This is a genomic window from Marvinbryantia sp. (assembly GCF_047017445.1).
In the GTDB taxonomy this organism is placed as follows: domain Bacteria; phylum Bacillota; class Clostridia; order Lachnospirales; family Lachnospiraceae; genus Marvinbryantia.
The window spans coordinates 14,281-29,614 of the sequence record NZ_JBKXTT010000024.1 but is presented as its reverse complement, the minus strand read 5'-3'; the positions used below and the strand labels follow the sequence as shown (position 1 = coordinate 29,614).

Annotated in this window: 15 protein-coding genes; 1 reads left to right on the top strand and 14 read right to left on the bottom strand. The window is 46.7% G+C overall.

All coding sequences use genetic code 11. From position 1 onward, the window contains the following. Positions 1-266 precede the first annotated feature (266 nt). The 13 genes from ACLU9Q_RS18785 to ACLU9Q_RS18725 all read right to left on the bottom strand — a co-directional run bounded on the left by ACLU9Q_RS18785 (position 267) and on the right by ACLU9Q_RS18725 (position 13,516). Complete coding sequence (locus ACLU9Q_RS18785) at positions 267-803, bottom strand: bL17 family ribosomal protein (RefSeq protein ID WP_296835094.1); 537 nt, start codon at positions 801-803, stop codon at positions 267-269. 109 nt (positions 804-912) lie between these two features. Beyond that, positions 913-1,872: a DNA-directed RNA polymerase subunit alpha gene (locus ACLU9Q_RS18780; RefSeq protein WP_296835092.1), complete on the bottom strand. Its 960-nt coding sequence runs from the start codon at positions 1,870-1,872 to the stop codon at positions 913-915. A gap of 229 nt (positions 1,873-2,101) precedes the next feature. Next, the gene (rpsD, locus tag ACLU9Q_RS18775) at positions 2,102-2,695 is read right to left on the bottom strand and encodes a 30S ribosomal protein S4 (protein ID WP_296835090.1); all 594 of its coding nucleotides are present in this window, start codon (positions 2,693-2,695) and stop codon (positions 2,102-2,104) included. A 17-nt stretch (positions 2,696-2,712) separates the two neighbouring features. Then, positions 2,713-3,108: a 30S ribosomal protein S11 gene (gene rpsK / locus ACLU9Q_RS18770; RefSeq protein WP_296835088.1), complete on the bottom strand. Its 396-nt coding sequence runs from the start codon at positions 3,106-3,108 to the stop codon at positions 2,713-2,715. A 30-nt stretch (positions 3,109-3,138) separates the two neighbouring features. Beyond that, positions 3,139-3,507, bottom strand: coding sequence for a 30S ribosomal protein S13 (gene rpsM, locus ACLU9Q_RS18765; RefSeq protein WP_296835086.1), 369 nt, complete (start codon positions 3,505-3,507; stop codon positions 3,139-3,141). Between the two features lie 422 nt (positions 3,508-3,929). Further along, complete coding sequence (gene rpmJ / locus ACLU9Q_RS18760) at positions 3,930-4,043, bottom strand: 50S ribosomal protein L36 (RefSeq protein WP_003497809.1); 114 nt, start codon at positions 4,041-4,043, stop codon at positions 3,930-3,932. 121 nt (positions 4,044-4,164) lie between these two features. Further along, positions 4,165-5,532 carry a sodium-dependent transporter gene (locus tag ACLU9Q_RS18755; protein WP_296835084.1) on the bottom strand — a complete coding sequence of 456 codons (1,368 nt, stop codon included), beginning with the start codon at positions 5,530-5,532 and terminating at the stop codon, positions 4,165-4,167. Positions 5,533-5,737: 205 nt separating this feature from the next. After that, positions 5,738-7,138, bottom strand: a complete 1,401-nt coding sequence (locus tag ACLU9Q_RS18750) for an ATP-binding protein (RefSeq protein ID WP_296835081.1) — start codon at positions 7,136-7,138, stop codon at positions 5,738-5,740. A gap of 229 nt (positions 7,139-7,367) precedes the next feature. Beyond that, positions 7,368-8,963, bottom strand: coding sequence for a glycoside hydrolase family 32 protein (locus ACLU9Q_RS18745; RefSeq protein WP_296835079.1), 1,596 nt, complete (start codon positions 8,961-8,963; stop codon positions 7,368-7,370). After that, positions 8,953-10,350 carry a glycoside hydrolase family 32 protein gene (locus ACLU9Q_RS18740; protein ID WP_296835077.1) on the bottom strand — a complete coding sequence of 466 codons (1,398 nt, stop codon included), beginning with the start codon at positions 10,348-10,350 and terminating at the stop codon, positions 8,953-8,955. The genes ACLU9Q_RS18745 and ACLU9Q_RS18740 overlap by 11 nt, the downstream gene beginning before the upstream one ends. A 46-nt stretch (positions 10,351-10,396) precedes the next feature. Then, positions 10,397-11,260, bottom strand: a complete 864-nt coding sequence (locus ACLU9Q_RS18735) for a carbohydrate ABC transporter permease (protein ID WP_296835075.1) — start codon at positions 11,258-11,260, stop codon at positions 10,397-10,399. A gap of 23 nt (positions 11,261-11,283) precedes the next feature. After that, the gene (locus tag ACLU9Q_RS18730) at positions 11,284-12,171 is read right to left on the bottom strand and encodes a carbohydrate ABC transporter permease (RefSeq protein ID WP_296835073.1); all 888 of its coding nucleotides are present in this window, start codon (positions 12,169-12,171) and stop codon (positions 11,284-11,286) included. Positions 12,172-12,232: 61 nt separating this feature from the next. Next, positions 12,233-13,516, bottom strand: coding sequence for an ABC transporter substrate-binding protein (locus ACLU9Q_RS18725; protein ID WP_296835071.1), 1,284 nt, complete (start codon positions 13,514-13,516; stop codon positions 12,233-12,235). A 128-nt stretch (positions 13,517-13,644) separates the two neighbouring features. On the opposite strand from ACLU9Q_RS18725, the gene ACLU9Q_RS18720 reads away from it, so the two are divergent. Next, positions 13,645-14,607: a LysR family transcriptional regulator gene (locus tag ACLU9Q_RS18720; RefSeq protein ID WP_296907726.1), complete on the top strand. Its 963-nt coding sequence runs from the start codon at positions 13,645-13,647 to the stop codon at positions 14,605-14,607. Positions 14,608-14,723: 116 nt separating this feature from the next. Here ACLU9Q_RS18720 and yihA read toward each other — a convergent pair whose 3' ends face one another. Beyond that, complete coding sequence (yihA, locus tag ACLU9Q_RS18715) at positions 14,724-15,326, bottom strand: ribosome biogenesis GTP-binding protein YihA/YsxC (RefSeq protein WP_296839380.1); 603 nt, start codon at positions 15,324-15,326, stop codon at positions 14,724-14,726. Between the last annotated feature and the right edge of the window lie 8 nt (positions 15,327-15,334).

Genomic DNA, 15,334 nt, shown 5'->3' with positions numbered 1-15,334 from the left:
AAAATACAAAAAAGCAGTGTTACGCTGCTTTTCCCACCCTGACTGACGGATACACAAAAAATATACAGAGAGCATACCTGCCGTATCCGTTCCGGAATGAGCCGAACACCGCAGTTTCATCCACAGTCCATACGGTATGCAGATATCCTGACTTAAGTTCTGCGCGGCATATGCCTTCTCAGACTGCTTCAATGACACCTGTAGAAACACAATTTCTGATGTAAAAAACGGCACCGCATACGCGGTGCCGCATCTTTATATCCGTTCTATACAAGCTCCAGCAATACTTCCATTGCTGCATCGCCCTTACGAAGACCGATCTTAACGATTCTTGTGTAACCGCCGTTACGGTCTGCGTACTTCGGAGCGTACTCGGTAAACAGTTTGTCTACCAGGTCAACCTGCTTCGTATTTTTCTTTTTGCCAGCAGCCTCTTTCGGAACCTCCGTTACCGGATAGAGAACCTTCATCATCTGTCTTCTTGCATGAAGTCTGCTCGGAGCATCCTTTCTGATCTCCTTCTGCACTTCGTCATAAACCGTTACTTTCTTTCCGTCTACAACTTCTTTCACTCTCTTACCGTCTTTGTCCTTGCGGGCAACCTTTGCGGTAACAGTAACTGTCTCGTAGTTATCTTTCTCTTTTACAGCAAGCGCAATCAGACCCTCCGCAATCTTGCGAACCTCTTTTGCCTTTGCCTCTGTGGTAACGATTTTTCCATGCTGCAGCAGCGCTGTAACCTGGTTTCTGAGTAATGCTTTTCTCTGATCAGATGTTCTGCTCAGTTTTCTGTAACCTGCCATTTTATTTTCCTCCATTTTCGGAGCACGCGAGAACGCTCTTCGGGCTTACTCCCCGTGCCAAACTAATCTGTGATACACCGCACCGGTGTATTCGCGCTATATGTGCGCTCTATTCTTCACTCGGATTAAGCTGCAGTCCCAGCTCCTTAAGTTTTGCAAGGACCTCTTCCAGAGACTTGCGTCCCAGATTCCGAACCTTCATCATGTCCTCCGGAGTTCTGTTGCACAGCTCTTCCACTGTGTTGATGCCAGCCCTCTTCAGGCAATTATAGGAACGAACAGAGAGCTCCAGCTCGTCGATGTTCATCTCCAGCACCTTTTCTTTTTCATTGTCCTCTTTTTCAATCATAATTTCCGCTGTTTTAGCGCTTTCGGACAAATCAATAAACAGACTCAGATGCTCGCTGAGTACCTTTGCCGCAAGGCTGACTGCCTCGTCCGGTCCAAGCGTACCGTTTGTATATACATCCAGGGTCAGTTTGTCAAAGTCTGTAGCCTGTGCAACACGGGTATTCTCAACCGTCATGTTCACACGCTCTACCGGGGTATAAATAGAATCAACCGCAATCACACCGATCGGCATATCCGGCGTCTTTCCTTCATCTGCACTGATGTAACCCCTGCCCTTGGTAATCGTAATCTCCATGTAGAGCTTACTGTCAGCGCCGCCGCTTAACGTAGCAATTACCTGATCCTTGTTGAGGATCTCGATGTCCTGATCTACCTGGATATCCCCGGCAGTCACAACACCCTCTCCGTCATACTCGATATATGCCGTCTTCGGTTCATTTGTCTTACTGGTATTCTTGATCGCCAGCGATTTCAGATTCATGATAATCTCGCTGACATCCTCTTTTACGCCCGGAATCGAACTGAATTCGTGCAATACGCCCTCAATTTTCACCTGGCTTACCGCTGCACCCGGCAGGGAGGAAAGCATAATTCTGCGAAGGGAATTCCCAAGCGTCGTGCCATAACCTCTCTCCAGCGGCTCTACGACAAATCTTCCATATTTACGGTCTTCTGAGATTTCTGCAATCTCAATTCTCGGTTTGTTAAAATCGAACACTACTAAGGTCCCTCCTTCTGGGTTTGTTGTTGTGAGGGTTTATATTACGCCGTGCGCGGGCTTGCGCCTTATGCACCGCACGACATCTTTAAGCCGTGCTGCACATCTCGCAGCTTACGCTGCTCGTGCGAGGGCCTGCGCCCTATACATCCTCATAAAGATGTTTGCGCTTATGCAAGCATAGCGCAAACATCTTTCTTCGTCTGCGCACGGCTTAATGCTTTCGCGACTATTTCGAGTACAGCTCGACGATAAGCATTTCGTCTACCGGAACATCGATCGCTTCTCTTGCCGGAAGCTCCTTAACGGTTGCTTTCAGATTTTCTGCATCTGCATCCAGCCAGTCCGGAACCAGTCTGCCGCCGGTCGTCTCCAGGATATCTTTGTATCTCTGGGAGCTCTTGCATTTTTCTTTGATCTCAACGGTGTCGCCTGCTTTTACAAGGTAGGACGGAATATTTACCTGCTTGCCGTTTACCAGCACCTGCTTATGGTCTACGATCTGTCTTGCCTCTTTACGTGTTCTTGCAAAACCGAGTCTGAAAATAACGTTGTCGAGTCTGCACTCCAGCATGGTCATAAGGTTTGCACCTGTCATGCCCGGCATTCTCTCCGCTTTCTTGTAGTAGTTGCGGAACGGTTTCTCCAGTACGCCATAGATGAATTTTGCTTTCTGCTTCTCGCGCAGCTGCAGTGCATACTCGCTCATCTTACGGTTTGCTCTCTTTAATTCTCTGTTAGACTTTTTGTCAATTCCTAAATATACCGGATCAAGGCCGAGGGAACGGCATCTTTTCAAGACCGGAGTTCTATCTACTGCCATCTTCACTTACCTCCTAATTAGACTCTTCTGCGTTTCGGCGGGCGGCATCCGTTATGCGGCACCGGGGTAACATCTGTGATGCTGGTAACATCCAGACCGCATGCACTGAGTGCACGGATTGCTGCTTCACGTCCTGAGCCTGGTCCCTTTACGAAAACATCAACGGTCTTCAAACCGTGAACTAACGCTGCTTTTGTTGCAGTCTCTGCTGCCATCTGTGCTGCATAGGGAGTAGATTTCCTTGAACCTTTAAATCCCAGACCACCGGCACTTGCCCATGATAATGCGTTTCCAGCAGCATCTGTCAGTGTAACAATGGTATTGTTGAAAGATGACTGGATATGTGCCTGTCCGCGTTCAACGTTTTTCTTAACGCGCTTTTTTGTCACTTTTTTTGTAACTTTTTTAGCCATGATAAACTAACCTACTTTCTTCCTATTCTATTATTTCTTCTTATTAGCTACAGTCTTTCTCGGTCCCTTGCGTGTTCTCGCGTTGGTCTTTGTCTTCTGACCGCGAACCGGAAGTCCTTTACGATGACGGATACCTCTGTAGCATCCGATCTCCTGCAGTCTCTTGATGTTCAGAGCGATCTCTCTTCTCAGATCACCTTCCACCGTGTAATGCTCATCCATCACGTCACGGATTCTGGAAACCTCTTCGTCTGTCAGATCTCTGACACGGGTATCCGGGTTTACACCCGCCGCCTCAAGAATTTTGTCTGCACTTGTTCTGCCGATTCCGTAGATGTAAGTCAGACCGATCTCGATTCTTTTCTCTCTTGGTAAGTCTACACCAGCAATACGAGCCATGTAATTTTTCCTCCATTTTCTCTAAGCTCCCGTCATCGCGCAGCCCGTCCATAGCAAGACGTCTGAAATGTTGTGCGCAGCCCGGTGCTTTGCTATATTGTCTTTAATTGGGGTTTTGGAAATCTTTTCCACCACCCAGCCGCAAAAAATGACTGCCGTCTGAAAAGCAAACGGCAATGCAACGACCTTTCCGCAGATCCGCCGGTACCCGGGAAATGCGGTATTAGAAGCAATATATGTGAGACATCCTGCCCAAAGACCTGCATCGCTCTCGTATTTATGCGCTGCACAGTCCACACCAGGCCCCAGGCCTGGCTTTCCGCCGCGGATTGGGATGTCCCTTTCGTATATTGTCACCAGCACGCGTGTGGATTTCACATCATGCTGAAGCCGTAATCAAGCCACATAAGAGCAAGGATCAATTAACCCTGGCGCTGTTTATGCTTCGGGTTTTCGCAGATTACTCTGATACTGCCCTTTCTCTTGATGATTTTGCATTTTTCGCAGATAGGTTTTACCGATGATCTAACCTTCATGTTAAATCCTCCTTTCCTATTTACTCGCCCTGTTTTGGGCATAATAACCCCTTCTAACAAAAGGTACGCTAATGAGTATATCATCAGCGTACCGGAAAATCAAGCATAAATTTTATAAATATCATAAAAACTTCGAAATATAACCCTCCACGAAAATAAACAGGACGATCAGCGGCAGAATATAAGAAACATACACACGCACCCACGCCGGGAATTTCATACCGCTGCCCGTGTTTGCTTCCTTCATGAAGTTTTTAAAGCCCCATCCATAACGGCTTGTGCAGAACAAAAGATACACAAGGCTGCCAAGCGGAAGCAGGTTATTGCTCACGATAAAATCCTCCAGGTCGAGCACATTGGTTCCTTCCCCGAACGGCATGAAACCGCTCCAGAGATTGAAACCGAGCACACACGGCATCGACAGGACGATAATTGCGATCAGATTGATAATAACCGCTTTCCTGCGGCTGCAGCCGGTCAGATCCATTGCAAAAGAGATAATATTTTCAAACACCGCAATAATGGTAGACATTGCCGCGAAGGTCATAAAGAGGAAGAACAGGCTTCCCCAGATGCGTCCGCCCGCCATCGACTGAAATACATTCGGCAGCGTGATAAAAATCAAACTCGGACCGCTGTCCGGCTGCACATTGTAGGCAAAGCATGCCGGAAAAATAATCAGTCCCGCCATCAGCGCCACGCCGGTGTCGAGCAGGGTAACGCTCACCGCCTCGCCTGTGAGCGCGCGTTCCTTGCCGATGTAGCTTCCGAAAATAGCGATCGCACCGATTCCAAGACTCAATGTAAAGAATGCCTGCCCCATCGCGGCAAATACAACCTCACCGACGCCGGTCTCCACCAGCTTGCCAAAATCCGGCTTCAGATAAAATTCCAGTCCCTCCGCTCCGCCTTCCAGAAATACGGAATGCACGGCAAGGATAATCATCAGAAACAGCAGGCAGAGCATCATCACCTTCGTGATACGCTCCACACCTTTTTGCAGACCGCCTGCGCAGATAAGGAAGCAGACAACAACCACTAGGATCATGCAGAACGCCATCAGCCCCGGCTGTCCCATCAGACCGACGAATTCCGCCGCCACGCCCTCCGCGTCAAGCCCCGCAAAGCTGCCGGATGCCATTTTGGCAAAGTAAAGAATCATCCAGCCGCCGATCGTTGTGTAGAACATCATCAGCAGATAATTGCCCGCCATCGCTCCCCACTTGTACCAGTGCCACTTTGTGCCCTTCGGCTCCAGTACGTCAAACGAAAGCGCCGCGCTCTTCTGGCTTGCACGCCCGACCGCAAACTCCATTACCATGATCGGAAGTCCGAGTATTACCAGGAAAAACAGGTAGATCAGCACGAATGCCGCCCCGCCGTACTTTCCGGTAATATACGGAAACCGCCACACATTTCCCAGACCGATCGCACATCCCGCAGAGATCAGAATGAACCCCAGTCTGGATGAGAATTTTTCTCTCTCCATTTCACATATCCTCCAGATGTTTCATTCGGGAATGCCGCGCATTCCCCGCCGCTGCCAGCTTCGCCCGCGCAACAGTCCGGCCAAACTGCCCTGTCACCCGCCCGCAGCAGTTACCAATGAACCTATTTTACACGAAATGAAACTATAATGGAAGAAATATCTTTGTATTTTCAAAAGTTTGGCAGTGCTTTAAAGCTGTGAAGTGCTATTCCGTTAGCTTCCCTAAAAGTTCCCCATATGTCACCAATGTGACATTTCCCAGTTTGGCAGCATCCTCCATACATCCCTTTGTAAAACCGCTTCTCGCAAACAGATATAAATGCACATTTCTATAATGGAATATCCTGCTGCGCATTACCAATGTTTCCAGAACGCCCACATCCACCTTTTCCTTTGTCCACTTGCATTCGCCAAATAACGCCGTATCTTTATCCTGTTCCCCCATAATATCAATTTCCGTCTGGCTGCGGGTGACCGGGTCTGTCCCCCACCAGCGTCCCAGATTTCTGAATTCCACAGGAGAATCCCCATCCAGCAGCAGTTTCCAGAGATACTGCTGGCATATATCCTCGAATACTTTTCCCATATAATCCGGCAGAAACGGTTCAATCCGTTTATATGCCAGATCAGCTGCTCCACGCCCAATAACGGAGCTGTTCTCCGGGACAAAACGATACCAGAACCGAAACAGATTGTCCTCAATGGCGTAAATGGTCTTCCGGGATGTCTTTTCACCATAAGGCGTTTCTTTCCTGACCAGCCCCAGCATCATCAGATTTTTCAGATAGGTACTGCAGACACTGGTATTCTCGCCGACTTTTGTCGAAATCTCCGCCATGCGGGAAGCGCCGGTCGCCATAGCTGTAATAATGGCATTGTAAAGAGCAGGTTCCCGTACCTCCTGCTTCAGCAGATTTTCCGGTTCCTCAAAGAGTACAGACGTCGGATTCAGGAAGGTATTCTTAATATTCTCCTCAACGCTCAGCCTGTCATCCATCTGAAGTAAATACTGCGGTGTTCCTCCCACCATGCCATATATCATCGCTTTATCCTCATCAGAAAACTTTTGGAAATACCGGCATGTATCTGCAAAATCAAACGGAAGGATTTTCATCTGCGCTGTCCTTCTGCCGTAAAGCGGCGCTTTATACGCCAGTACGTGGTCCTCCATATAGGACATCGAAGACCCGCATAAAATCAGCATCATTTTAGAAGAATCCTTATATCTGTCGATCAGAAGCTGTAATGTAGAGGCAAGACTTCTGGATGCGCGGGCGACATACGGGTACTCGTCAATCACAAAAACCAGACGTTCTTTTTCTGCCATCTGAAAAACATACTCTAATGCAGCCTGAAACGACGCAAACGCAGTATCCGCCCGAATCCCCGTTCCAAATTCCATAATATTTTTGCTGAAATTCTCCAGATTTTGTTTGGCATTGCTTTCTACTCCCATAATGTAGATTGCCTTTTTATCGCTGATAAATTTGTTGATAAGCGCAGTTTTCCCCACCCTGCGGCGACCATAGATAACTACAAATTCAAATTTCCCAGACGCATATAATTTATCAAGGGATGTCAGTTCCCGTTCTCTTCCGATAAACATATTTTAGCCTCCATTCCATATAGCTCAACTATACCATTCCGCCGCATTTTAGTCAATTATACTTTAGTAATTTATACTTTACTAATTTTTAACATCGCATTGTATAAAAAACCGCTGCTTCGTATATAGAAGTAACGGTTTTAAAACAATATTTTATTTATACTGCTCTTTATTCTTCTGCCAGTGTCCTGTCGGGCAAAAATCGCCCTTTTCCGGCATGATATTTACTTCAAATGGAAGAAATATTTTTTATTCTGCGGAACACAGCCCTGCAGCCCTCGCCAAAATCCGCATCTACTTCATAATTCGTCTCATACCGTTCATATCTTCTGGTAAATGCGCGCATTCCACCATTGATAAAAATTTCAAAAAGAGCGTTATCTGTATAAATATCCAGCCTCTCTACAGTTATATCTGCATTCCATTTTTCCTTATCTGTCATAATTATAATCTGACCAGGACATACTGTTACCGTCACTTGCCCGGCCTCAGATTCCGCCAGCACAATGCGGCCGGAAGCATTTTCCCGCAAACCAATCTGTAAGTGTCCGCGTCCATCCTTTATGTGAAAGATATTTTCAAAGTGTTCTTCCGATGTTTCCAGACGCTCCACCTCTTCCACCGGATAAGAATATAATTCCCCCTTTTCGATCCACAGCTTTCTTGGCAGGCTCATGACACCGTTCGACCTGCACAGCTTTTCGATATGATACTCATACCGGTCATTTACCCAGGCAATGGCAACCGTTCTTTTTAAATTTGCAAAAATCTGTGCTGCATAAAAATCCTTTCCATGATCGACCAGCCCCTTATGTTCTACCCGAAAACGGTAATTTTTTATACTTCCAATATAGTATACCGTATCACGTCGGATTTGTGTCTCGTCCCTGTTGTGATAGCCAGCGATCAAAACATACTTATCCGCCATCTTTCTGATCGATGGACATTCTGCTCTGAGATATCGCTTATCTTTTTCCTTTAAAAAAATTCCTTTATACTGCCATTGAATCAAATCTTTAGAACAATGAACCGCAATTGCTGCTGTATCTGCCGTTTCGCTCCCCGTCAGCATAAGCCATTCATCGCCCTCCCGCCAGACCTTGGGATCTCTGAAATTTTCTCCAAGTTCTGCCGGCAAATCGTTCACTGCAATTCTTTCTGCAGAAAAAGAAAATCCATTTTCACTATACACGGCCGCCGTATATTCCATGCAATGCTCTTTTTGCAGATCCCCGACATGTCTTGTAAAAAACAGATGCATTTTATTTTGCTCCACCAGAGCTGTCCCGCTGAAAGCGCCTCCCCGCACATCAGGATTGCAGACAAGCTCCGGCTGAGGGCTTAGAACGACCGGATGCTCACGCCAGTGAAGCAGATCGCTGCTCGTCACATGTCCCCAGTGAGCGTCTCCCCACTTCTGCGACGATGGATTAAACTGATAGAACATATGATACAGCCCGCGGTAAAAGCATAGACCTACCGGGTCATTCAGCCAGCCTACCGGCGGAGAATAGTGGAATGTATTCTGGTTTTTATACGCTGCTGATACGCCGGATTTCTCCGGACAGATCTGCTTTACCGGATCCGCACAGTCTCTTCTAAATAAATAGGCATAGTGTACCTTTACATCCTGCATACAGATACGGCACGATTTTTCCTTTGGAAGCTCTGCCGTAAACAGCTCGCACTTGCTGTACCTGAATTGCTTATCCGTCATAGCCTTCCCGGAGCATATACGGATATACCCCGGGCTGCTCTTTGCGGCCGAAGCAATTACTGTTATGTAATCATAGCCCTCACTATTAACCAACCGTTCACTTTTCATACAGCTTTATATTTCTCCATTCGACCTTTCCGTTATGTACATATAATTTTATTTCAGCTCCCGGCTTCTCTGCCATCCGCACATTAAGCGCAACATCATTTACGTATACAACTGCGATATCATGGTCTACGATCAGGGAAAGATGCACTTTTTCCTCCGGCTGCGCTGTAAAGGGCCTGAACAGTCCGCGGTTCATGCACCGGAACCACGGATAATTGGGTGTTTTGTCAAACAAAAAACGTCTTTCACCGGGCACAAAGTGAAAATCATACCCCAGATCTTCCTTGCTGTTTTCACAGATTTTGATTCCAAACCCGAACGTTTCCGCCTGATAGCTCACATCTGCCTCCAGTCGGAAAACATCGGCCGAATACTCTTTTATTACTGTCTCCGCGCCGCCGTCAAGGCGCGAAAGAGTAAGGCTCTCCTGCATCTGTACATCTTTTTTGCCGATGATCCCCGAAAGCTGCTCCGGCATTCTGACGCCCAGTGTCCCATCCCTGCGCTGGTACACTTCATGCTGAACTGCATTTCCGCCCCAGATCCACATTCCCAGATCGTCATCCCTTTCCCTGGTGGGATTCCATCCAAAAATAATCCGTTTTTGTTCTGTCTGCACTGTTCTTGCAGCATAAAAGCAGCGCCCATCCAGACAGTCATCCGCTGGCGTCTGCCAGGGTCCGAAGAGACTTTTGCTCATACGATAGCGGGTCCGTCTCATATCGTCAAGCTCAGAAAACAAAAGATACCACCATTCTCCGATCCGGAACATATCCGGCATCTGAAGCAGGAAATACATATCCGGGCTGAAAAAAACGCCTTCATAATTCCAGTTTTCAAGATCTGCGCTGGTATAATATAAAAGAACCCCTCTTCGCTTCCGAAAGCCGTCTTTTTTCTGTGCGCAAACAAGCATAAGCCATTTTCCAAACTCCTCCGAAAAACATACAAAAGGATCTCTGAAGTAATCCTTCTCAAAGCCCTCCGGCGCAGAAAAACACAGCTTATCCTGTTTCCTCCAGCTGATTCCGTCATCGCTGATGGCAAGCATCAGCACCTCTTTCGGCGGCATCTCCGGGTGGTTCAGAAAATACTTGCACTCCCCGGTATAAAAAGCTCGGAATTTTCCCAAAGCATATATAACAGAACCCGCATAAAGACAATGCTCCCTTGAACCATGTTTGCCCTTATGAAGCACTTCCCCGTAATCCTTAAAATCAACAAGATTCTGAGATACGGCAAGCGACCACCCGAAAGGCTCTCCATCGGGAAACGGTCTGGGATCCCTTCTGTCAGACTGATAGTACATATAGAACTTTCCCTTATGATAACAGGGCATACAGTCTCCTACCCATGCATTTTCCGGTCTGAAAAATATCTCGTTCATCTCTCTTTTCCTCTCCGCTGTTTAAACTGCAGCTTCTGTAATTTCGTCACCCTTTAACTGCCCCTTCACTAAGTCCCGACTGCATATATTTTCCAAGAAACATATACACGATCAGCGTTGGGATCACGGTCACGGCAATCGCTGCAAATGTAGGTCCCCAGTCTACCAGACCTTCTTCTCCCACAAAAGCATTCAGTCCGAGTACCACCGTCATCATTTTTTTAGAGCTGATAAAGGTATATGAGAAAATATATTCATTCCATGAGAAAATCGCCCGCAGTGTAGCTACCGTAATAATAATATTTCTGCACACAGGAGCCACGATACTTATAAAAGTCCTTCCTATGCTGCTGCCGTCAATAACAGCCGCTTCGATCAGGTCTCCGTCAAAATCCTTAAAAAATGCCAGGAACAGCTGGATCGCCATCGGCATTCCAAACGCAACCTGCGGTAAGATCAGCGAAAAATACGTGTCGAGCAGTTTAAATTTTGCATACGTAAGATATAGCGGAATCAGGATGACCTGGTAAGGTATCATCAGTCCCAGCAGAAAATACATCTCCGCAACCTTCTTCCCGCGAAAACGGAATTCCGAAATCGCAAATGCTGCCGTTGCCGATAATATAACCGTAAAAACCACCACAAGCACGGCAATCACCACGCTGTTTAAAAAATACTGTGCAAAGTTACTTTGAAAAACCTTAACAAAATTGCCCAGATACACTTTGACAGGCAAAGCATATTGCGGATGCGATATAAAATCATCATAGGTTTTCAGCGAATTTATCACAGTGTAAATAAGCGGATACACAAGCAGCAGAAATACCACTGCCGATAAAATCGTGACAATTATATTCTTCACACGCTGTTTTGCCGTTTTTCCTGCTATATTCTTGTGAAAATGTTTCATACCCTCATTCCTTTCCGGCTATTTTATCTTCCGCCCAGTTTTTTTGACGACTGCATCCATCTTATAAGGATTGCAAGAATAAGCGACTCGGCCACAATAAACATTGCAATAGCACTTCCATATCCATATTTCTGACTGCTGAAAGCCTGTTTATACATATACATGGCCTGCAGCTGGGATGAATTGATCGGTCCTCCCGCCGTCAGAAGCTTTGCTATATCAAACCCTCTGAGGGACCCGTTTAAAACAAGCAGTATGTTTGCAAAAATGGTCGGGCGAATATGAGTAAGCTTTATTTTTGTAAATATTTGAAAAGAATTTGCCCCGTCTATCTTCGCCGCCTCGACAAGCGAATTCGGAACCGTCAGAAAAGCCGAATAAAAAATCAGCATATACACCGGCATGTTTTTATATCCGGCAACCGCTGTAACCATAGCAAGCGAGCTTTTAACATTTGTCAGCCATTCAATGCGTCCCCATTCCGGATTAAAATTTGCAAGTATCTGATTGACAAGGCCCGCCGGAACCACTCCAAACATCTTTTTAAACATCTGACAGAGTGCAACCGTAGATATGATTACCGGGAGATAATACATTACCTGCAGCGGTTTCCTGAATACAACTATGTTGCAAAGGAGCACCGCCAGCAGCAGACCTCCTCCAACCTGCAGGATAATCTGACCCACGGCGTAAATCAGCGTGTGCATCACACTGTCCCAAAATTCCGTGTCTGCCAGCAGCTTTCGAAAATTTTCAAACCCTACATAAGTCATCTCGCCATAGCCGTTCCACTGCTGCAAACTGTAATATGCCGACCATATGATAGGAATAATCACCGAAATTGTATAGACGATCAGCCCAGGCAGCAGAAAACTCAAAATGGTTCGTTTGTTTCTAAGCAATTTATCCATAAATACCTCCCGCCGGGTCCTGCTTTATCAGCAGGACCCTCCTGCATTGACTCTGCCATCTTCAGCCCCCATTTTCCACAAGCGCCTCATCAAAAATCTTCATATACTCTTCCGGCGTGATCGTTCCATACACCAGCTGCGCTGCTGCATCTCCGACTGTCGTTGTTGTGGCCGCCGTCAGCTTGTCATCCCACGATACCCAGGATACCGTCTGTTTCTTCATCTCGGTTCCGATATCTGTCATCATCGCATTCAATTTGCCCTCAGGGATATCCGAATTGTACCAGGACAGCGCCCCGCAGTCATACGAAATCTCATCAATATGATCAAAATAAAACTCTACAAAATCCTGAAGTACCGGATCGTTATCATAGGTATCCTTATTAAACGCCCAGGCCTTGCCGCCGTGCGTAGGGATCGTTGAGCCGGTTCCTTCTGTATTCTCAACAACCGGTATACCAAACCAGCCAATTTCTCCCGCATCATACAGGTCGCTTAATTGAGAAGTGTAGTTCGCATTCGTATACATGATCGTTCCGACTCCAGCCATAAAAGTATCTACCACATCGCTCAGCGTCATGTTGTCAAAGCCCGGCACAAAATAGTTTCCTGTTCCGAGCTTTTGCAGAAGCTCCGCCGCATACATGCCCAGTTCGCTCTCACTGTATGTGTACTCGCCATTTGTTAAACCTTTGATAAATTCCCTGCCTTCTGTCGTCCATGTCGGGAAAGAAGCAAATCTGAGATACTGTACGTAGTCTGCGCCGCGCATCACGTATGCATACTCTCCATTATCTGTCAGAGTCTGGCAGACATTTATAAAATCTTCCCAGGTCTCCGGTTCTTCCAGACCGTATTTTTCAAAGACAGGTTTGCGGTATACGAAAAATTCCCCGCTGAAGGTCGACGGTATCATGTACATATTGCCGTCCTCGGATGTATGATAATCCACCATAGAAGCCGCGACCTCCTCCATATGTCCATCCGCTTCCAGCACTTCCGTCAAATTAACAAGCTTATCATTGCTGATCATTTCTTCCGCCAGCGTCCCGTTGCTGATCGCAAAAATGTCCGGCAAAGTGTCTGCTGTATAATACATCTGCAATTTCTGCCATAGATCGGATGTCGCGCTGATCACCTCATACTCCACCTGAAAATCCGGATTAACCTCTTCCTGATATCTTGTCACAACAGCGTTAAACACGTCATAGGCTGCAACGCCCTCTCCGGAGCCGGAAAGAACCTTGTATGTTTTTTGCACCCCTTCCGCTTCTGCCTGCACTGCACCCCCGCATACCGCAAAAAGAACCCCCAACGTTACGATCGATGCGATTTTCTTTCTCATTTTGTTCCTCCTCCTTTTTTAAGTTTTTCATTATATATTTACAATAACAATATTTTATTATAAAATCAAATACATAGAAATTATAGATATATAAACTAAATTTATACTATAGGATACAGGAGTCTGTTATGCAGTTAGAAATGAAATATATCTATCAGATTTATCTTGACGGGAGCTTTTCAAAAGCCGCCAGATCTCTTTACATTACGCAGCCCGCTCTGAGCATAGCCGTGCAAAAAGTGGAAAGCGAGCTCGGTATGTCTATTTTCGATCGCTCGACCCGTCCGCTCACTCTGACGCACGCGGGGCATATTTATATCAATACCATCAAAGATATTATGCTGCTGGAAGACAACATGCATAAGCATATTGACGACATCCAGAACCTTAACTGCGGTTCTTTAATTCTGGGCGGCACTCATTATGTAAACGCTCATATTCTTCCGGATATCCTGCCCGGCTTTCATGCAAAATACCCCAATATCGATATCCGTATTCTGGAGCATGGTTCCTCCGTTCTGACAAACATGCTCGAAGAGCATCAGCTTGATTTTTATTTCAGCTGCGACCCCAAATTGGTTACCGCTTTCCCGGGGCGCAAAATCTTTACGGATCAGCTCCTGCTGGCAGTTCCGGAAGCATACGACATCAACAATGAGCTGGCCGACTACTCCTTTTCCGCCTCCGATATCTGCAGCTTTGCGCATCTTTCCCCTGAACATCCGGCTATTTCCTTAGCCATGTTTAAGGATACTCCCTTTCTGCTGCTTTTTGAGGGCAGTAATTTTTACGAACGCGCCGCCGGTATGTTCCAGGAAGCAGGTCTTACTCCCAATATTAAAATGCGTTTATCACAATCTGTAACCGCTTTCCGTTTCGCGGCTGCAGGACTTGGAGCAACCTTTGTTGTTGACAGGCTTGTAAAAAGCACAGATGACCGTCTTAAATACTACAAGCTTGATTCCGCTTATGTAAAAAGGCATAATTATCTTCTCCATCCAAAGCACAAATATGTAACTGCCGCCATGAATGCGTTTATCCAGTATACATCCCAGTGCTTTTCATCACTGGCCGCCCGGGAAGCCCCGTGATCAGTTTCGCCCCAGGCGGGGTATTTGCCCCCGCGGAAATAAAAAAGGTCTGCAACATCTCTGTTACAGACCGAAAACTTTTTATATTACTGTTCACTCCGTTCGCAGTAACCTTTTTATTCTTCTGTCGAATCTGCCTCCGCAACCCACACATCGATCATTTCCCAGATTTCGTCTCTTCCCTGCTTTGTTTCCGCAGAGAACGGAATCACGGTACCGCCTTTCATGCCAAGCCCCGTGCGGATCGCTTTCACCTGCTTCTGGAGCTGGCTGCGCTTGATCTTATCAAGCTTTGTGGCGATGATGATCGGCTCGTAGCCATTATAGAGGATCCAGTCGTACATCATTTTATCATTGGCGGAAGGATCGTGCCGGATATCAATGAGCAGGAATACGGCCTTTAGCATCTGCGATTTCTGCAGATAGCGCTCGATCAGCTTTCCCCACTTTTCCTTCTCCGACTGCGCAACCTTCGCGTAGCCGTAGCCCGGAAGGTCCACCAGATACATCGCGTCGTTGATGTTGTAAAAATTGATGGTCTGCGTCTTGCCAGGCTGGGAGCTGGTTCGCGCCAGCGACTTGCGGTTCATCAGCGCGTTGATGAGCGATGATTTTCCCACATTCGATTTCCCGGCAAACGCCACCTCGATCTTATCATTTGCCGGCAGCTTACTGGTAATGCCGCATACCGTTTCAAGAGCTACATTTTTTATAACCATATAGTATT